Source organism: Rhizobium sp. RHZ01, assembly GCF_014851595.1.
Lineage (GTDB): Bacteria > Pseudomonadota > Alphaproteobacteria > Rhizobiales > Rhizobiaceae > Rhizobium > Rhizobium altiplani.
Genome location: NZ_JACUZZ010000015.1, coordinates 71,932 through 90,470 on the forward strand (window position 1 = coordinate 71,932; position 18,539 = coordinate 90,470).

Below are 18,539 nucleotides of genomic sequence, written 5' to 3' on the forward strand. Positions count from 1 at the left end.
TGAGGATATCGTTCGTCAAACGGAAGTTTCGCTCAATCCGTTATGGAAACAAGCAATTGCGGACGTATTTTCGCAATTTTCATCAGATCATTGAGCGTTTCGTGCGGCACCCGCCGGAAAAGGGTAACTGATGAACCGCTCTGCTGCAGGAGACAGGCTCGCGCGGCTTCGAGTCAACAGGTAGAGCGAGCGGACAAGCCGAAAATCGGCGATCTCTAGAAAGACCATGTCCCGGCTCTTGAATGACCTCGATTCAATCTCATTGGTGGCGAGATTTCGATCAGAAAATTCCGTGGTACAATTCGGGTGTTGGCGTTATCGCTTGTGGTTACGCACACGGAGACCGTGTCTTATGAACGAAGTGGACGCGCTTTTTGCCACCCTGCGACAGGCTGCTGACCCGCAGACGGTCGACCGTATCGAGCGCGTAGTCACGCATGGGTCCGATCGCGATCTTAATCGCATCAATGTGCTCGCCTTTGCTGATAAGCATCATCTCGACGAAGAGAAAACGATCGCAGCATTTCTGCATGCAGCGCGCATTGGCGTGTTCGACATGACGTGGAATGTCCTTTGCCCAGGTTGCGGGGGCGTCCTGGACACCGGTGCAACTCTGAAAACAGTCGATCAGGAAACGTACCAGTGCGCGCTCTGCGCGGCCGGATATGAACCAACCCTCGACGAAATGGTCGAGGTGACGTTCACGGTCAGTCCAAGGGTTCGCAGGATTTCTGCCCACGACCCCGATCGGCTTCCGCCGCTTGAATATTACCGACAGATCTTCTTCAGTTCCGGAGTCGACCTGCCAGAGGACTTCGAAGCAAGGTTTGCACGCATCCAACTGGAGATGATCGAGTTGGCTCCGGGGGAGAAGGCTTTCCTCTCACTGCACCTGCCGGCGCAATTCGTGATCATCTTCGATCCGGCAACACACGCGGCGCAGTTCATCGACGTGAAGGGGGAGCCCACCGACGAACGGCAAAACCTGTCGATGGTCATCAGCAAGGCGCATGCGCTAAACGAAACGGTCCCGCTTCGTCCCGGCCCACTGCGGCTCATGCTTGAGAACCACACCGAACGCAGGGTGATACCGAACGTCTGCGTTGCAGGAGACGAGCTACACGACCTGCTGGGCCGCAGGCGAGCTTTTCTCACGGCGAAACGTCTCCTGTCGAACCAGAGTTTCCGGGACATCTATCGGACCGACACACTTGACGTCGACCAGCGCCTCAAGATCACCAGCCTCACCTTCCTCTTTACCGACTTGAGAGGCTCGACCGCGCTCTACGAACGCGTCGGCGACCTTGCCGCATTCGATCTGGTACGAGCGCACTTCAGGGTCCTTCACGAGATCGTTGCCGCGGAGACCGGAGCGGTCGTCAAGACAATCGGCGACGCCGTGATGGCGACCTTCCCGAGCCCGGACCGCGCAGTGGCCGCAGCGCTCCGGATGCGCGAGGCGATGCTTCAGCTGAATGCGGAGCACGGCAGCGACGATCTTCTCCTGAAGATCGGCATCCACGAGGGACCATGTCTTGCAGTCAATCTCAACGACAGGCAGGACTACTTCGGTCAGACAGTCAATATTGCCTCCCGCGTACAGGGCCTTGCTGATCCCAATGTGATCATGACGACGGAAGCGATTGTCGGGGATACCCACGTTTCAGAAATCCTGCATGACAGCGGCATCACGTCGGTTTCCAGAATGGAGGAACTTCAGGGCATAGCCAGGGAGGTGAGAATCTTCGCGCTGTCCTGAGCCCACTGTTCCAGGCAAGATCCTGCTTATCCTGTGAGAGGGTGCTAAGTGAGGTAGGCGATAAAGCGCTTCGCCGCGGGCGGCAAAGTCGAGCGAGTGCGGGTTAAGAGATAGAGCGAGCGCACCAGGTGTAGGTCAGCGATCTCGCGAAAGACGATCTCGTCACTTTGAATGACATCGGCAGCCTGCTGTGGCAACAGGGCTATGCCAGCATTGCGACTGATCAAGGTCAACTGGGCGATGGTGCTGAATGTTTGAATGCGACCGACAGTCAGCTGTTGCGGCAGGTCAGGGCAGTCCGCGAGCATCCTCGCAATACCGGCCTGTCCGTCGAGGACTATCAGGTCATCTGGATCGATGTCGGACAGAAGGACCGAAGCTGAAGACTGGGCCAGGCGATGGCTTTTATGGCAAACGAGACCAAATGCATCTTCGCTGATCTTTTCTTCATGCAATTCGGCCGACTTGAACCCCGGCCCGGCCAACGCGAAATCAAGCGTTTCGTCAACAACCAGGCTGGCTAGGCGTTCGGCAACGTCGTCGTGAACAATGACGTCGATCCCAGGATGATCTGAGCGGAATTTAATGATCGCTTCAGAAAGCGGAGTAAGGACGGCGGATGGCGCAGCGCCTATGAGCACCCGCCCCCGCTTGAGACCACCTACCTGTCGCACATTTGCAAGCGAAAGCTCAAAACGAGCGAGAATATCGCGTGCGCCCTCCAGGAATTCCTGACCCGCTTCAGTCGCTCGTATCGGACGAGATTTCCGGTCAAAAATTGCCGTCCGGCACTCTGCTTCGAGTGTCCGAATTGTTTCGGTCAAGGCTGAGGGAACGACCCCAAGCAACAGCGCAGCTCGGGTAAAGGACCCCTCATCCATTACAGTGAGCGCTGCCCTCAGGTGTCGCAAACCGATGTTCGTGTTTTCTGGAAATACCTTCATCGAAGAAATAGCTCCAGTTCAGCGGTGGTTGGTCGAGGCGGGACGCAGAGGGCACCCTGGTTCTGGAATCATCTTTTACCCCGGGTCAGAATGATTGTTTTGCGAGTTTGAGATCATTGCTTACCGGATCGGATTCCATAACCGTTAGCGAGGCTCGAGGATGGCGCAGGCCCAAGTTCGAATTTTCCGAAAACATTTTCATATCTTTCTAATTATACGAACGTCGTCTTTGTGGTTCAATGCCTTTCCGTGATGCCCCTGGGTTACAGTGATAATGCACCAGAACATAAAGAAGCCCCTTTATCATCCTGCTCTTGAACGACTTCCTGCTCTTCTGAAGGAAACTGGTTTTCGTGGCGACGTCGCAAGTGATGCTGCACTCCTCGCAGCCATGTCCACCGACAACAGCGTCTATGCGATCGCGCCGGATATCGTCGTTGCCCCACGCGATGCCGAGGACGTGCGACGGCTGATGCGTGTCCTCGATACTGATGCACTCAGCGGCGTTCCCGTTACCGCGCGCGGTGGCGGCACGGGCACCAACGGCCAGAGCCTGAATGCAGGCATCATCGTAGACTTTCAGAAGCACATGAACCGTCTACTGGCGGTGAACGTCGAAGAGCAGTGGGTAGAGGTGGAGCCCGGCATCGTTCTTGATGAACTGAATGCGCAGCTTGCGTCGACCGGTCTTTTCTTTGCGCCGACGACATCAACGGCGAGCCGCTGCACCATTGGTGGCATGGTAAGCACGGATGCGTCGGGCAAGGGGTCGCGGCGCTACGGCAAGACCAGCGACAATATCCTTGGAATGGAACTCGTTCTCGATGGCGGGCGGACATTGGACAGTGCCGCGCCGCCCCCCGATTGGGCTCATGCAATGCTCTTGGAGATCGAGGGGGCCTGTCAGTCGGGTCGCGAAGCACTGCTGAAAAAGGTGCCGGCGCTTTCACGGCGTTTTACTGGTTACGATCTCGAGCGGGCCAAACCGCCTGGAGGCGATCTCGAATGGTGGCGGCTACCGATCGGCGCGGAAGGCACCCTCGGTCTCGTCACGCGGGTAAGATTGCGTCTGCTGCCAAAGCCGAAATTCAAGCGACTGGTCGTCATCGGCTTCGAGACATTTGCCGCGGCGCTTGATGCGGGCGGTGCCCTTCTGGCGCATGATCCGCTGGCGATCGAAGTCATGGACGAATGGGTCCAGGGTCTGGCCGAAACGGCCGGAATTCTGCAGGCGCTGCCTGCCGGGCTTCGCGCTCGCGACGGGCAGCCGATTGCCTATAATTTCGTGGAGTTCGTCGGAGACGACGAAGCCGATCTCGCACGGCAGGTTGAAGTCCTGCGCAAGAGCGCGCTGACGCTTACCGGCGCAATCGCAAGCCACGTGGCTGTTGATGATATCGAAATGGCTGCGCTCTGGCAGGTCAGGGCGGCAAGTGTCGGTTTGCTCGGCAAGGTCGGTGGCACACGCCGGCCAATCGCTTTCGTCGAGGACTGTGTGGTGCCTGTCGAAAACCTTACCGCCTTCGTCAGGGATTTTACGGGGCTGCTGAGCGCCAACGGCTTGAACTTTGGCATGTATGGGCATGTCGACGTTGGCTGCCTGCATATCCGCCCTGCCCTCAATATCGATCGCGACGAAGACAGGGCCATCATGAGGGCGATTTCGGACGGCGTGTTCGAATTGACGCGCAGGCATGGCGGCATCTTCTGGGGGGAACACGGCAAGGGCGTGCGTGGCGCCTATCTGGCGGAGTTCGTCGGCGCCACGGCCTACAACGCGTTTGGCCGCATCAAGCGGGCATTCGATCCGCGGCATCGCTTCAACCCGGGAAAGCTCGTCGGTGAACCGGGTGCCCTCATGGGTATCGAGACAACCCCGTTCCGCAGCGTCAACACCGAAGACGGCGATCCTCTCAGCCTGGCGTTCAAGTGCAACGGCAATGCGCAGTGTCTGAGCTATCAGCGCAGCACCGTCATGTGCCCCTCGTTCAAGGCGACCCGTGACCTTCGCCATTCCCCGAAAGGCCGCGCCGACGCGCTGAGACATTGGCACCAGATGCATCAGAGCGGCCATGCGACCGAGGAACTGGAGGATGATGTCCTGGCCGCGCTCGACGGATGCCTTGGCTGCAAGGCCTGTGCGACGAGTTGCCCGGTGCAGGTCGACATACCCGAGATGAAATCGCATTTCCTCGACCGGCTCTATCGGAAGCGTCGACGATCACTGGCGGACAAGGCAGCGCTGTTGCTCGAAGAATATTCACCGGTTCTGGTTCGTCACAGAAAATTCGCGGCGATTTTTGCAAGACTGTTCAACCCGCTGATGGAGACACTGTCTGGTCTGCGCAACCTTCCTTCACTGGCATTTCACGATGTGGGCAGAGGCGGATATCAGACCTTTTCCGCCGAAGTGATCGCAAAACGGCAATGGCACGAGGAAACGGTCTTCATCTGGCAGGATCCGTTTACGGCGCTTTTCGACACACAGGCAGCCCTGGCGCTCGCAGATGGTCTTAGCCGGTTTGGCTACCGGCCTGTTTTTGTTGCGATGTCGGCGGGGGGAAAGGCGGCCCACGTGCTCGGCGACAGAACCCGGTTCATCAGGCAGGCCAGGAAGCTGAGGTCGGCGATCGACGAAGTTGCCGGATCCGGCAGGGCGATGGTGGGGGTCGATCCGGCTTTCGTCATGATGATCCGCCAGGAATACAAGAAGGCCGGCCTGGCGGGGGAGCCTATTCTTCTTGTCCAGGAGTTCCTGAGCGAGGAAATCGCCCGGGGACGCGCCCTGCCGAAGCTGACCGCGGCGCGATTGCCACGCAAGCTGTTCGTCCATTGCAGCGAAAGCGCTGGCGGTAGCCTGATGGACTGGAAGAGGGTTCTTGCTGCTCTTGGCGCGTCGGTCGAAATTGCGGCAACCGGATGTTGCGGCATGGCCGGCATGTTTGGCCATCAGGATCGGCACCAAGCCCACAGCAGGCAGACTTTTGATCTTTCCTGGGCGGGCCAGCTGCAGGGCGAAGACGAGGCGATGGTCTCCGGCTTTTCATGCCGTTGCCAAACGAAGCGATTCTCTTCTATTCGGGGTGAACATCCCATGCGATGGATTGCCGACGCAATCGATGCTGGATGAAGGCGGTACCGCCGCGGCGCGAATAGATGAGGCGACAATGTATGAGATTGATGCTCTCGACAGGAAAATCATTCGGCAATTGCGTCTGAACTCCCGGATATCCAATGTCGACCTCGGCAAGGAGATCGGCCTGTCCGCCTCTGCCTGCCTTCGCCGTATAGGCTTGATGGAAAAGGCAGGTATCATCAAAGGTTATACAGCCATAGTTGATGTGGTGGGTGAGGAAGCAATTGCGGTCATCATCCAGATCACACTGGAGCGTCAGACGGAGGAATACCTCAATCGCTTCGAAGCCGCCGTGCGCAAGTATCCGGAGATCCGCGAGTGCTTCCTGATGACGGGCGGGTCCGACTACATGCTTCGCGTTGACGTCGAGAGTGCCGGCGCTTTCGAACGAATCCACAAGGAAATCCTTTCTGCCCTGCCTGGGGTGCTGCGGATCAATTCCAGCTTTTCCATCCGCAACGTCCTGTCGACACGCGAGAATAGACTTCTGGCAGGGGGCGGCGCGCCGACGAAGCGTTCAACGAGCTAGATCGGCGCGGGCTTGGGCCCTTTGTCCATATGCTGCGCGGTTTGGATTTGTGCGGCGATCGCTGGCCGTTCTCGTTGGCCGGGCGCCGATGTGGCCCGTAACTTCAAACGGAACCTGATTTGCCCCGAACGCATGGCGAGATGCCATTCAGCCATTTCGACCTCGAAAGATCTAATTGGAATACTGAGTGCGCTCTCCTTGCCAAACAAGAGGTCGCAACATGGGGAAGTTCGTTCGTTTTCGTCCAGGTCTGGCGAGAAATCATATTAGCAGGACTGTAAATAAGGTTTAGTGTGGGGCGCTTTCGGGACCGGTGTCCCGAAGGTGCGCCGTAACAGGAGGCTTCCCTTGCGCCAACCCCCGCCGGGGAGGCCTCCTGTCATAAGCCCGCCTCGCGTGAGGTTCTAAAAGAAATGGGAACCAACGGGCGCCCTATCGGTTTGGGGTTGGGCTTTGCGTATCTTCTTCCCCGCGAGGCCTTAACGCTCTATTGCCCCTGAAACCGCGACTTCCGGGGTTCAAAAACTCCAACCCCGCTTCCTTCAGCGGGGTTCTTTTCGTTCTGACGGTGAGAACCCCGCCGTTTGCCAATTTCCCGCGACGATGGCGTCGACACGCGCCCCCCCAGCAACAAGAACCGCGCGCTCTATGCCCGCGCCTGACGAGCAAGTTACGTCATAAGAACTTCAAGACGGCGTGGCGCTCGAGTGCTAGCCTTGCAACAGGCAGCAGTCGGAGTCGGGCAGCAAGATGTATGATTATTGTATCATTGGCGGTGGCATCGTCGGTTTGGCGGTCGCCATGGCGTTGCAGGAAAGGATGCCGGGCGCCAGCATCGTAATCCTGGAAAAGGAGCCCGAGCTTGCGAGACACCAGACAGGCCACAACAGTGGCGTCATCCATGCCGGAATTTACTATGCTCCCGGTTCGCTGAAGGCAAAGCTTTGCCGTGAGGGCGCCGAGGCGACGAAGCGCTTCTGTACTGAGAACCGCATCCCCTTCGAAACCTGCGGGAAGCTTTTGGTCGCGACTGATCATGCGGAGATGCAGCGCATGGAGGCGCTTGAGGACAGGGCGCGGCAAAACGGCATCGATTATGCGCGGCTTGCGACGGCGCAACTGAGAACCGATGAGCCCAATATCGCGGGTCTCGGTGCCCTTCTCGTCCACTCCACGGGGATCGTTGACTATGCAATTGTCTGCCGTGCCATGGCACGGGCGATCGAGACCGGAGGCGGCGAAATCAGGCGCGGAACGGCAGTCATAGCCATCCACGAACACGAGAAGGGCGTGGGCATCGAAAGCGCGTCCGGTCCTGTCGAAGCGAGAAGACTGATAGCCTGCGCCGGTCTCCAATCGGACCGCATCGCATTGATGGCCGGCGTGAAGATCAGCCATCGGATCGTGCCTTTCCGGGGAGAATACTACGCACTGCCGGCATCGAAGGCGAAGGTCACCCAGCGCCTGATCTATCCAATCCCCGATCCGGATCTGCCGTTCCTCGGAATTCACCTGACGCGAACGATCGACGGTGGGATGACCGTCGGCCCGAACGCAGTGCTTGGCTTTGCGCGCGAGGGCTATGCCAAGGGCAGCTTTGCGATCGCTGATGTCGCCAGTATGACGACATTTCCCGGCTTCTGGAAAATGGCACGGAGGAACTGGCGCTCGGCAATCTCAGAATTTGCCAATTCCGCATCGCGCGCCCGCTATCTTGCCGAATGCCGGAAATATTGCCCGTCCCTGACAATTGATGACCTGCAGAGCCCACAGGCTGGCATTCGCGCCCAGGCGGTTATGGACGACGGAACCCTGGTCCATGATTTTCTCTTCAAGCAGACCGAACGAATGCTGCATGTCTGCAATGCCCCCTCACCCGCGGCAACCTCGGCCATCCCGATCGGCAGGATGATCGTGGACCGGTTGCTTGAGGGCGAGGCAACCAAGGCGCCCGCCGTCCCGGAGCACGCTCGAGCCTAGCGTTCTCGCAGGGCCGGTTTGACGTTCGTGTGCGTCAAGGGATCGCAAGCCCGATTCAACGGCGAGCAATATGCCGGTGACCATGTGGTCTCTTCGCCCGAGGGGGTGACGTGAACGTGTCTCCCGTGCCTGAGCATTCTCTCCCGCCACAGCGGCCGCGGTCGCCGGCGGCAAAAGCAGATTCAGCTGGAAATATGCCAGGGGGCATCTAGGTAACGCTAAATCGGATGACAAAAAAGTATCGGCCGGCGGGGTCAAATGTGGTGGAGCCCCCTGTCGCATCCGGCTAAACTTCTTCCATGGTCGCGGGATGGAGCCGGGAGAGCTCCTCCGTTCAAGGCCTGGCAGCAAAGTGTATCCCAGGGAGGGGTTGTCGTATGCGGGATGTATCAGAGCCCGATCTGGAAGTCGTCCAGATACGATCCGGCGAGTCCTTCAAGATGTGGTCGCACGGATATCCCTATCATACGGTGCGGTGGCACTTTCATCCCGAATACGAGATCCACCTCATCACCGAGACGTCCGGCTGCTATTTTGTCGGCGACTTCATCGGTGACTTCCAGCCGGGCAATTTTGTCATGACTGGCCCAAACCTGCCCCACAACTGGGTGAGCGACGTTGTCGACGACAGGCGCATCGAGCAGCGATGCCTGGTTCTGCAATTCTCCGAGGCCTTCATCGATGGCCTGCTTTCCATTCTTCCGGAGCTCAAGGGATTCCGCTCGGTGCTTGCCGACAGCCGTCGGGGCGTGCTCTTCCCGCTCGAGACGGCTCAACTTGCAAAGCCAATCATGCAGGAAATGCTGGAGGCCGTGGGTGCCCGTCGCATCGCACTCTTCATGCAACTCGTCGAACTCCTGACCGGCGCCAGCAATCACGTCGCGCTCACGACATCCGACTACCAGCCCGATCCCTCCGGTTACATGTCGATCGGCACCAACAAGGCGCTGGCGTATATCCGCGAGCGCCTGACCGAACCGTTTTCCGAGACCGATCTGGCGGCGATTGCCGGTCAGACGCCGAGCGCATTTTCCAGGTCGTTTCGCAAGCATACCGGCTTCTCGGTGGTTCAGTATGTCAACCGGCTGCGCATCAACCTCGCCTGTCAGCTGCTGATGAGCAGCCAGGAGTTGGCGGTGATCGATATCTGCTACGCATCGGGTTTCAACAACCTTTCGAATTTCAACAGGCACTTTCTCGCGCAGAAAGGGATGCCGCCCTCGAGGTTCCGAGCCCTGAGGGCACAAAACGAAAAAGCGGTGGAGGCCGCCTAACTCAAGGAGGACGGGAGGAGACAGGACACATTGAGGGCAAGTGCGAACGGAGACCGTGGCGGCCTCCGCAAGGGATCGCTTGTCTTCAAATTTGGAAACAGGTGCAGCTCAGAAGTGCGGCCGGCTGCCGTCTTTGACCGTCAGCTTCGGACCGGGGCTCTGTACGCTTTCGAACTCGGGCCAGCCACGGGTCTGAGTCAGTAACCGCAACAATCGATCTCTTCAATGGAGAAACCGAAAATGACTGAACTTTCGACGAAACTCGCAGGCGCCGCGGTTCTGGCGCTGGGCCTTCTCAGTGGAACGTCCGTTTTTGCACAATCGGCCAAAGTCACGGACGCGACCGTCGCCTTCCTGATGCCCGACCAGAGCTCGACACGTTATGAAGAGCATGATTTCCCGGGCTTCCAGGCCGAAATGGCAAAGCTCTGCGCCGGCTGCAAGGTAATCTACCAGAACGCCAACGGCGACGCATCGCGCCAGCAGCAGCAGTTCAACTCTGCGATTTCGCAGGGTGCCAAGGCAATCATACTTGACCCGGTCGATTCCACGGCTGCTGCTTCGCTGGTGAAGATGGCACAGAGCCAGGGCGTCAAGGTCATCGCCTATGACCGCCCGATCCCGTCCGCAGCAGCCGACTACTACGTTTCCTTCAACAATGAAGAGATCGGCAAGATGATTGCCGCATCGCTCGTGGAGCATCTGAAGAAGAACAACGTCAAGCCGGAAGATGGTGGTCTGCTCGAAATCAACGGCTCGCCGACCGACGCGGCCGCCGGCCTCATCAAGAAGGGCATCCATGCGGGCATCGCTGAGGGCGGATACCAGGTTCTGGCCGAATATGACACGCCGGAATGGGCGCCCCCGAAGGCTCAGCAGTGGGCAAGTGGCCAGATCACCCGCTTCGGCAAGAAGATCATCGGCGTCGTGGCGGCAAATGACGGTACCGGCGGTGGAGCGGTCGCCGCCTTCAAGGCGGCTGGTGTGGATCCGGTCCCGCCAGTGACAGGCAATGACGCGACAATTGCCGGCTTGCAGCTGATCATCGCCGGAGACCAGTACAACACCATCTCCAAGCCGAGCGAGATCGTTGCTGCCGCTGCGGCCAACGTCGCGATGCAGTTGCTTGCCGGCGAAACGCCGAAGGCCGATACCAAGTTGTTCGACACGCCGACACAGTTGTTCACGCCGGCACTCGTGACGGCCGAAAACCTCAAGGCCGAGATCATCGACAAGACGGTCAACGGCAAGCCGATCCAGACACCCGAACAGCTTTGCGGCGACCGCTACGCGGAAGGCTGCAAGAAGCTTGGCATTGGCAGCTAACAGCTCCTCCCGAGGGCCCTCCGGCGCTTGTCGTCGGGGGGCTCATTGCAGGTATCATGCGAAAATACGGAAAGGCTTGCCTCGATGACGAACAATCAACACGACGCGCCGCCGACCGGCGAGCTGGTGCTTAGCCTGCGTGGCGTCTCCAAGAATTTCGGCGCCGTGTCGGCGCTGACGGATATCGATCTCGACGTCCATGCGGGAGAGGTCGTGGCTCTGGTCGGCGACAATGGTGCTGGAAAGTCGACGCTCGTCAAAATTCTTGCCGGCGTGCACCAGCCGACATCGGGCACGGTCACCTTCGCAGGCAAGCCGGTGACCCTCTCCGACCCCAGCACCGCACTTGATCTGGGCATTGCGACGGTGTTTCAGGATCTCGCCCTTTGCGAAAATCTGGATGTTGTCGCCAACATCTTCCTTGGCCGGGAGACCAGTCCGCTGCAGCTCGACGAAGTGTCGATGGAGGTGCGTTCGTGGAAGCTTCTGAATGAACTCTCGGCGCGCATCCCAAGCGTTCGCATCCCCATCGCTTCGCTTTCCGGTGGTCAGCGCCAGACGGTGGCGATCGCCAGATCACTGCTCCTGGAACCGAAGCTCATCATGCTCGATGAACCGACGGCCGCACTTGGCGTGGCACAGACGGCGGAGGTCCTGAACCTCATCGAACGGGTCCGCGACCGCGGCCTCGGCGTCATCATGATCAGCCACAACATGGAAGACGTCCGGGCCGTGGCGGACCGCATCGTGGTCCTGCGCCTCGGTCGCAACAATGGAATATTCTATCCCGACGCAACCAACCAGGAACTCGTCAGTGCCATCACCGGAGCTGCCGACAATTCCGTCTCCCGCAGGGCAAGCCGACGCCAGCTGTCGCGGGAAATCACTGATGGAGACAGCCCATGAGCAGCAACGCCAATCAGAACGCGCCATCCGCGCCGTTGCTGGATAGAAGCGACGTTCGCGTCAAACATGAAACCGGCGTCAGCGGCGCCGTCCGGGCTTTCGCCGATCGCGTGCGATCGGGCGACCTTGGATCATTGCCTGTTGTCGTCGGGCTGGTTCTCATCTGGACAGTGTTCGCCTCGCTCAATCCGATCTTCCTTTCGGCCAACAATCTCGTCAACCTGCTGTTCGACGCTTCCACGGTTGGCGTTATCTCGCTCGGCATAGTCTGCATCCTGATGGTCGGCGAGATCGACCTTTCCGTCGGCTCGATCAGCGGCTTTGCATCCGCACTCGTCGGTATGCTGTGGGTCAACGAAGGCTGGCCGGTTGCCCTGGCGATCCTTGCCGCTCTTGTCGCAGGTGGCCTCATCGGCGCTCTGTACGCATTGCTGTTCAATCGCCTGGGAATGCCGAGTTTCGTTTCGACCCTGGCCGGGTTGCTCGCGGTTCTCGGCATGCAACTCTATCTTCTCGGCGCGACCGGTTCGATCAATCTGCCTTACGGTTCGGCGGTCGTGAATTTCGGACAGCTACTCGTCATGCCCGATCCTGTTTCCTACGTGCTCGCCGCCATCCCAGGGATCGTGCTGTTCGTGACCGGCTACCGGACAGTCGTTCGCCGACGTGAGGCAAGCCTGTCCTCACGCTCGCTCGGCAGCCTCGTCTTGCGTGCAATCCTCATCACCGTTGTGCTGGAACTCATCGTCTTCTATCTCAACCAGGACCGCGGCATTCCGTGGATGTTCGGCCTTTTCGTGGGATTGGTCGTGGCCATGAGCTACGCGCTGACCCGGACCAAGTGGGGGCGCTCAATGACCGCTGTTGGCGGCAATCGCGAGGCTGCGCGCCGTGCCGGCATCAATGTCCGCCTGATCTACACGAGCGCCTTCATGCTCTGCTCGATACTGGCTGCGCTGGGTGGCGTGCTGTCTGCGGCTCGTCTTGCATCGGCAAGCCAGCAGGCCGGAACGGGCGACGTCAACCTCAATGCCATCGCTGCTGCCGTCATCGGCGGAACCAGCCTGTTTGGCGGTCGCGGCAGCGCCTATTCGGCCCTGCTCGGCATCATCGTCATCCAGTCGATCGCCAACGGACTGACGCTGCTCGATCTGTCATCGTCGCTTCGCTACATGATCACGGGCGCCGTTCTTGCCATTGCCGTCATCGTCGATTCACTCGCACGCCGTTCAAGAGTGTCGCACGGACGCGCGTAGACCCAAGACAAAAGGTCCCAAGATAAAAGGTCCAAGACAAAAGGTAAGGAATGTTATGAGACAGGAACTTTCGGGAAAGGTCGCAGCGGTCACCGGCGCGGCTTCGGGGATCGGCCTTGAATGCGCCAAGGCGCTGCTTACCGAGGGCGTCAGTGTCGTTCTCATCGATCGGGCAGAGGATTCATTGAGGAATATCTGCTCTGAACTCGGCCCCCAGGCATTTCCGCTGGTCATCGATCTGACGAACCCGCAAAGCGTTGCAACGATGATGCCGCAGATCCTGGAAAAGTTCGGCAAGCTTGACATCTTCCACGCCAATGCCGGTGCCTATATCGGCGGCGATGTCGTCGAAGGGGATCCCGATGCCTGGGATCGCATGCTGAACTTGAACGTCAATGCTGCCTTTCGCTCCGTTCAGGCCGTCTTGCCGCATATGGTTGAACGGCAGACCGGCGACATCATCATGACGAGCTCGATCGCGGGCCTCGTTCCGGTGGTTTGGGAGCCGATCTACACTGCCTCCAAGTTCGCCGTGCAGGCGTTTGTTCACACTGTCAGGCGACAGGTGATGAAGCATGGCATCCGCGTCGGCGCCGTCGCGCCGGGCCCCGTCGTCACCGCCCTGATCAGCGATTGGCCGAAGGCCAAGCTCGAGGAGACCATCGCAGCAGGCGGTCTGATGGAAGCCAGCGAAGTGGCCGACGCCGTCATGTTCATGCTGACGCGACCGCGCAACGTGACAATTCGCGACCTTGTCATTTTGCCTCACAGCACGGATCTCTAGACATGGCACGCTATTTTCTCGGCATAGATGTCGGTACCGGCAGCGCGCGCACGGGGGTATTCAACGAGAGCGGTGATCTTCTCTCATCAGCCAAGCAGCCGATTGCCATCTGGCATGAGGCTGGCGGCGTCGTGGAGCAGTCCAGCGAGGATATCTGGCGGGCAGTGTCCGGCACCGTTCGTCAGGCCGTCGCAGACGCGGGCATCGACCCGGCCTTGATCGCCGGCATCGGCTTCGACGCCACCTGTTCGCTGGTGGCTGTCGGCAGGGGCGGAGCTCCGATCAGCCTCAGCCGTTCCGGTGACCCCGACAGAAACATCATCGTGTGGATGGATCACCGGGCGGTCGCGGAAGCCGACGAAATCAACGACGGCGGGCATGCGGTGCTGCGTTATGTTGGTGGCCGCATCTCGCCCGAGATGGAGACCCCGAAACTCCTGTGGCTGAAGCGGCACCTCCCCGAGCAATACCAGGCGGCCGCCCACTTCTTCGACCTTTCCGACTATCTGACGTGGCGTGCCACGGGAAGCCTGGCACGATCGGTCTGCACGGTGACCTGCAAATGGACCTATCTCGCCCATGAAGGGCGCTGGGACGCCGACTATTTTCGGGCCATCGGCCTTGAGGATCTGGCCGCCGATGAATTCAGGCGGATCGGGACGGATATTGTCGCGCCGGGCGTCGCGCTCGGCACCGGGCTTTCCGTCGAAGCGGCTGCCGAGCTCGCCCTGCCGGTCGGCACGCCTGTTGGCGCCGCGCTCATCGATGCGCATGCTGGAGGCATTGGAACGCTGGGCGCAGGTGAGATCGAAACAGAACGAAGCGCCGACATCGGCCGACGGCTCGCCTATATTTTCGGGACCTCGGCTTGCTCGATGGCGACAACAGGGCAACCCACCTTTGTCGACGGGGTCTGGGGTCCGTATTTTTCCGCGATGGTTCCAGGCCTCTGGCTGAACGAGGGCGGACAGTCGGCGGCAGGCGCCGCGATCGACTATCTGGTGCGCATGCACCCGGCCGCCGGCGCATCCGAGGCGCGTGCCAAGGCGGAGGGACTGTCGCTCGTCGGCTATCTGGAGCGAGCAGCCGCTCGCGCAGGGGATGGTGTTGCCGACCTCGCCGACGGCATTGTCGTCGTGCCCGAATTTCTCGGCAACCGGGCGCCCTTTGCCGACCCTGATGCGCGAGCCCTGATCGCCGGATTGACGCTCGACGAAAGCGAGGCTTCGCTTGTCGCACTTTACGTGGCGGGCCTTGCAGGTCTCGGCTGTGGGCTGCGGCAACTGCTTGACGCATTGGCCGACAAGGCGATCGATATCGACTTGATCATGGCCAGTGGTGGAGCGGCAAACAGCCCCCTCGTCCTGCAGATGATCGCGGATTCCACGGCAACGGAGGTGGCCAGCGTGACAAGCCCTGAGCCGGTGCTGCTTGGGGCTGCAATGCTCGGGGCGGTCGCCGGCGGGCACTACCCGGACCTTTCCAGCGCGATGGCTGTCATGTCGCGTATTGCAAAGGTCTATCGCCCTGTTTCGGGGGCGCTTCGAGACAAACACGATCGGCGATATCAGGCGTTCAAGCTGCTGCAGGAAACGGGTCGACGATTGCGAGAGATGATCTGACAAGGCTGGTGTCGTCCACATCCCTTTGCTTCCATGTTGCAGCCCGGGGGTGCCTGAATACCGGAGCAGATCGGTCCCGGGCTTCACGGCTGGTCGCTGGCTGATTGCTGGCGACCTGGACGCTTGTTGCTTTCTTGTCCCGTTTACATTGCCGCGAAATAGGGATATTTTCTGTCCTTAATAGGTGCCGCTCGGTACCCTTTCGGACGGAAATGATGATCCTGAAAAGCCAAGTCGAATGGGCGCTGCATTGTTGCGCCATACTTGCCGGTCTGCCCGAAGGCCGTTACCTGTCGACGAAGGCGTTGGCCGAGTTCCACGGACTTCCGAAGGAATATCTTTCGAAGGCGCTGCAGAGCCTTTCTCAAGCAGGTCTCGTTCATACGACGCTGGGCCCATCTGGCGGCTACAGACTGGCTAGAGCACCCGCCGATCTGACCTTTCTCGACATCGTCGAGGCAGTCGAAGGCAAGGCGCAGACCTTTGTCTGCAACAACATCAGAGCCAACAATCCCTGTCGGCCTCACGGCTATTGCGAAAGCAGTCCATGCGCGGTGGCGCGCGTCATGTGGGACGCCGACGAAGCGTGGCGCCAGAAATTGCGCAGCGTCAGCTTTTCCGATCTGATCGAGACCCTGGCGAGGGATATTCCGAAAGACCTTTGGAAGAACAGCTTCGAGTGGGTGTTAGAGCGAGCTGGCTGATCGCAGCTTGACCTCGCTTGCGTCGGGCAATGCGTAGAGATAGCTCTGAGGGGGCATTGCGAGCGAGAGCCCGCTTTCCTGGCAGTGGCTGTGGACGAGATCGATCACTTCGTTGCGCGCCGGCGTCCTGTTTGCTGGACTGGTCACGCGAAACTGCAATTCTGCCTCGATTGCGACAGCATCGATCCCCTTGAGAGCGACGATCGGCGGTGGATCCTGGACGATGCGCGTGCTTGATTGCAACGCGGTTCGCAGCGCCTCCTCGACAAGCTGCGGGCTATGGTTTGCCGCGATCCGGACAAGCAGCGTGATCTGATGCGTTTCATCGGGACGGCTGAGGTTGGTAAGACCCACCTTCGCCAGCACGCTATTGGGCAGAATGACGACATTGTGAGCGCCGGTGAGCAGAAAGGTGGAGCGCCAGTTGTTCTCGATGACGCGGCCCTCGGTGCCGTCGCCAAGCAAGATCCAGTCACCGATGGCAAAGGGCCGGCCCAATGTCAGCGCGATCCCCGAGAACACGTCGCCAAGCGTATTTTGCAGCGCCAGGCCGAAGATGATGGCAACCACACCCGACGTTGCCACCAGGGTGCCGATGGGCGCTTTGAAAACGAAGCCCAGGATGGACAGCGCGACACCGAGATAGACGACGGCAACGATCAGATCCTGCAACAGCCGCGCTTCACGCGGCCTCTTTTCCAGAACGATATAGATGCGTACGAAGCCGATGAGGGTCCATGCCAGATGTGTCCACCACAATACCCTTGCCGAGATGGACAGGAATGCCATCACGCCGGCAAGCTGCGTCTCCTCAACGCGATGAGGCAGAATGCCTGCCATAACGAGGACGGCGGTCATGCCTGCAAAGAAGAGGATCTGGACGATCAGCCGCGCAGTCGGGCGGTCACGGCCCTGGAGATGCCAGACAACAATGCCGGCTACGCCCAGAATGTTGATCAGAACAAGCGGCAACGAAAGTGGGTCGTTGAACATGGCAGCTCCGATCGCGATAATTGCTGCGCTTTTGGGGGGGCCGAGTGCGCGATCGACACCCGGCCCCGTCCTCGCCTACTTCTTCAAGGGATAGGTCAGCTCTTTCTGGTCGGTGTCAACCACGAAAACGGCAAGGAGCTTGGCCGGCTTTGCCTTGCTGCCGTTTGCGCTGACGCCATGACGGTCGCCAGGCATCTCCGAGAAGCTCTCGCCGGCCTTGTAGGTTTTCACCGGCCCATCATTGACCTGGCTGCGGATCGAGCCTTCCAGGACCGTTGCATAGATGAAGGCGGAATTCGGATGCGTATGCCCCTCGGAAAAGCCGCCCGGACCATACTCGACCAGAACACCCTTGATGCTCTTGCCCGGGGCGTTCGGCAGTTCATGCTCATAGACGAGGGTGACCTTGGCAGCCTTGCCGCCTGCCTCGGCGGCAAAGGCTGTGTTGAATGATGCGGCTGCGAGCGCAGCCGCGACAAAAAGCGACTTCATCATTGCGAGATTCCTTTCGTGGGTGGTTATTTTCGCGCGGATGTTTTGAACCATTGCTCGAAGGTGATCTGTCCCAGGCGGGGGTTGTTGTCCGAGACCAGTGAACCATCCTCCAGCAGGGCGCCGAAGTAAGGCGCCTGCGGATCCGGCTCGACCTTGCGTGGATCGCCCATCGCCTTGAGGTAGCGAGCGACGAGTTCTGTGAGCCTGAAGCGTTCCGGCCCGGCGATTTCGATCGTTGTGTTGACGGGGGCAGCAAGGGTCACATCGGTCATCGCGTCGGCAACATCGTCGGAGGCGATCGGCTGCACATAGGCCGGTGACAGATGAACCTTGTCGCCGACCGTGCCCGACTGCGCGATACCGCTCAGGAATTCCATGAACTGCGTCGAATGAACGATCGTGTAGGGAACGCCGGAGGCCTTGATCAGCCTTTCCTGGGCGAGCTTGCCGCGGAAGTAGCCGCTTGCCTGCAGCCGCTCGGTCCCGACGACTGACAGCGCGATATGGTGCTTGACGCCGGCGGTCTTCTCAGCCGCAAACAGATTGCGTCCCGAGGTTTCGAAGAATTCCAGCACGGCCCGGTCTTCGAAGGACGGCGAATTGGCGAGATCGACGACGACCTCTGCACCGGCAAGTGCGGCGGCCAGTCCTTCGCCGGTGATCGTGTTGACACCGGTGTTCGGAGAGGCGGCAATCACCTCATGTCCCCGCTTGCGCAGGCGGTCCACTGTCTTGGAGCCGATAAGGCCGGTCCCGCCGATGATGACAATCTTCATGGGACTTCTCCCTTTCGAGCGGCCGCCGGCCGCGGTGTTGATGGCTATGAGGTTG

15 protein-coding genes are annotated in these 18,539 nt (G+C 59.8%); 11 read left to right on the plus strand and 4 right to left on the minus strand.

Annotated elements, in window-relative coordinates; all coding sequences use genetic code 11:
• Positions 1 to 352: 352 nt before the first annotated feature.
• Positions 353 to 1,759: an adenylate/guanylate cyclase domain-containing protein gene (locus IB248_RS16835; RefSeq protein ID WP_192241285.1), complete on the plus strand. Its 1,407-nt coding sequence runs from the start codon at positions 353 to 355 to the stop codon at positions 1,757 to 1,759.
• A gap of 44 nt (positions 1,760 to 1,803) precedes the next feature.
• Here the strand turns inward: IB248_RS16835 and IB248_RS16840 are convergent, their stop codons facing one another.
• On the minus strand, positions 1,804 to 2,703 hold the full coding sequence (locus tag IB248_RS16840; protein WP_192241286.1) for a LysR family transcriptional regulator: 900 nt from the start codon (positions 2,701 to 2,703) through the stop codon (positions 1,804 to 1,806).
• A gap of 274 nt (positions 2,704 to 2,977) precedes the next feature.
• Here IB248_RS16840 and IB248_RS16845 point away from each other — a divergent pair, with 274 nt between their 5' ends.
• The 10 genes from IB248_RS16845 to IB248_RS16890 all read left to right on the plus strand — a co-directional run bounded on the left by IB248_RS16845 (position 2,978) and on the right by IB248_RS16890 (position 16,220).
• On the plus strand, positions 2,978 to 5,833 hold the full coding sequence (locus IB248_RS16845) for an FAD-binding and (Fe-S)-binding domain-containing protein (RefSeq protein ID WP_210333019.1): 2,856 nt from the start codon (positions 2,978 to 2,980) through the stop codon (positions 5,831 to 5,833).
• A gap of 37 nt (positions 5,834 to 5,870) precedes the next feature.
• Positions 5,871 to 6,368: an Lrp/AsnC family transcriptional regulator gene (locus tag IB248_RS16850; protein WP_192241287.1), complete on the plus strand. Its 498-nt coding sequence runs from the start codon at positions 5,871 to 5,873 to the stop codon at positions 6,366 to 6,368.
• 750 nt (positions 6,369 to 7,118) lie between these two features.
• A complete protein-coding gene (gene lhgO / locus IB248_RS16855) occupies positions 7,119 to 8,348 on the plus strand; it encodes an L-2-hydroxyglutarate oxidase (protein WP_192241288.1) in 1,230 nt (409 codons plus the stop codon).
• A 377-nt stretch (positions 8,349 to 8,725) separates the two neighbouring features.
• The gene (locus tag IB248_RS16860; protein WP_025661294.1) at positions 8,726 to 9,622 is read left to right on the plus strand and encodes an AraC family transcriptional regulator; all 897 of its coding nucleotides are present in this window, start codon (positions 8,726 to 8,728) and stop codon (positions 9,620 to 9,622) included.
• Positions 9,623 to 9,862: 240 nt separating this feature from the next.
• Positions 9,863 to 10,948, plus strand: coding sequence for a sugar ABC transporter substrate-binding protein (locus tag IB248_RS16865; protein ID WP_112643212.1), 1,086 nt, complete (start codon positions 9,863 to 9,865; stop codon positions 10,946 to 10,948).
• Between the two features lie 84 nt (positions 10,949 to 11,032).
• A complete protein-coding gene (locus IB248_RS16870; protein ID WP_062376113.1) occupies positions 11,033 to 11,854 on the plus strand; it encodes an ATP-binding cassette domain-containing protein in 822 nt (273 codons plus the stop codon).
• Positions 11,851 to 13,110, plus strand: a complete 1,260-nt coding sequence (locus IB248_RS16875) for an ABC transporter permease (RefSeq protein WP_018858412.1) — start codon at positions 11,851 to 11,853, stop codon at positions 13,108 to 13,110. The genes IB248_RS16870 and IB248_RS16875 overlap by 4 nt, the downstream gene beginning before the upstream one ends.
• A gap of 55 nt (positions 13,111 to 13,165) precedes the next feature.
• Positions 13,166 to 13,894 (plus strand): SDR family oxidoreductase, encoded by a 729-nt coding sequence (locus tag IB248_RS16880; RefSeq protein WP_169683468.1) that lies wholly within the window; start codon positions 13,166 to 13,168, stop codon positions 13,892 to 13,894.
• 2 nt (positions 13,895 to 13,896) lie between these two features.
• Positions 13,897 to 15,516 carry an FGGY-family carbohydrate kinase gene (locus tag IB248_RS16885; protein WP_192241289.1) on the plus strand — a complete coding sequence of 540 codons (1,620 nt, stop codon included), beginning with the start codon at positions 13,897 to 13,899 and terminating at the stop codon, positions 15,514 to 15,516.
• 215 nt (positions 15,517 to 15,731) lie between these two features.
• Positions 15,732 to 16,220, plus strand: coding sequence for an Rrf2 family transcriptional regulator (locus IB248_RS16890; protein ID WP_192241290.1), 489 nt, complete (start codon positions 15,732 to 15,734; stop codon positions 16,218 to 16,220).
• On the opposite strand, the gene IB248_RS16895 is transcribed toward IB248_RS16890, so the two are convergent.
• The 3 genes from IB248_RS16895 to IB248_RS16905 form a co-directional block, all read right to left on the minus strand.
• Entirely contained in the window at positions 16,203 to 17,213 is a 1,011-nt protein-coding gene (locus IB248_RS16895; protein WP_192241291.1) for a mechanosensitive ion channel family protein, read from the minus strand. The two genes, IB248_RS16890 and IB248_RS16895, sit on opposite strands and share 18 nt — an antisense overlap.
• Positions 17,214 to 17,288: 75 nt before the next feature.
• Positions 17,289 to 17,708 carry a cupin domain-containing protein gene (locus IB248_RS16900; protein WP_169683461.1) on the minus strand — a complete coding sequence of 140 codons (420 nt, stop codon included), beginning with the start codon at positions 17,706 to 17,708 and terminating at the stop codon, positions 17,289 to 17,291.
• Positions 17,709 to 17,731: 23 nt separating this feature from the next.
• Positions 17,732 to 18,484, minus strand: a complete 753-nt coding sequence (locus IB248_RS16905) for an SDR family oxidoreductase (protein ID WP_192241292.1) — start codon at positions 18,482 to 18,484, stop codon at positions 17,732 to 17,734.
• Between the last annotated feature and the right edge of the window lie 55 nt (positions 18,485 to 18,539).

Excerpts from the sequence above, each read along its gene's own strand:
- IB248_RS16835 (WP_192241285.1), top strand. The coding sequence starts at position 353 with ATGAACGAAGTGGACGCGCTTTTTGCCACCCTGCGACAGGCTGCTGAC.
- IB248_RS16840 (WP_192241286.1), bottom strand. The coding sequence starts at position 2,703 with ATGAAGGTATTTCCAGAAAACACGAACATCGGTTTGCGACACCTGAGG.
- IB248_RS16845 (WP_210333019.1), top strand. The coding sequence starts at position 2,978 with ATGCACCAGAACATAAAGAAGCCCCTTTATCATCCTGCTCTTGAACGA.
- IB248_RS16850 (WP_192241287.1), top strand. The coding sequence starts at position 5,871 with ATGTATGAGATTGATGCTCTCGACAGGAAAATCATTCGGCAATTGCGT.
- lhgO (WP_192241288.1), top strand. The coding sequence starts at position 7,119 with ATGTATGATTATTGTATCATTGGCGGTGGCATCGTCGGTTTGGCGGTC.
- IB248_RS16860 (WP_025661294.1), top strand. The coding sequence starts at position 8,726 with ATGCGGGATGTATCAGAGCCCGATCTGGAAGTCGTCCAGATACGATCC.
- IB248_RS16865 (WP_112643212.1), top strand. The coding sequence starts at position 9,863 with ATGACTGAACTTTCGACGAAACTCGCAGGCGCCGCGGTTCTGGCGCTG.
- IB248_RS16870 (WP_062376113.1), top strand. The coding sequence starts at position 11,033 with ATGACGAACAATCAACACGACGCGCCGCCGACCGGCGAGCTGGTGCTT.
- IB248_RS16875 (WP_018858412.1), top strand. The coding sequence starts at position 11,851 with ATGAGCAGCAACGCCAATCAGAACGCGCCATCCGCGCCGTTGCTGGAT.
- IB248_RS16880 (WP_169683468.1), top strand. The coding sequence starts at position 13,166 with ATGAGACAGGAACTTTCGGGAAAGGTCGCAGCGGTCACCGGCGCGGCT.
- IB248_RS16885 (WP_192241289.1), top strand. The coding sequence starts at position 13,897 with ATGGCACGCTATTTTCTCGGCATAGATGTCGGTACCGGCAGCGCGCGC.
- IB248_RS16890 (WP_192241290.1), top strand. The coding sequence starts at position 15,732 with ATGATCCTGAAAAGCCAAGTCGAATGGGCGCTGCATTGTTGCGCCATA.
- IB248_RS16895 (WP_192241291.1), bottom strand. The coding sequence starts at position 17,213 with ATGTTCAACGACCCACTTTCGTTGCCGCTTGTTCTGATCAACATTCTG.
- IB248_RS16900 (WP_169683461.1), bottom strand. The coding sequence starts at position 17,708 with ATGATGAAGTCGCTTTTTGTCGCGGCTGCGCTCGCAGCCGCATCATTC.
- IB248_RS16905 (WP_192241292.1), bottom strand. The coding sequence starts at position 18,484 with ATGAAGATTGTCATCATCGGCGGGACCGGCCTTATCGGCTCCAAGACA.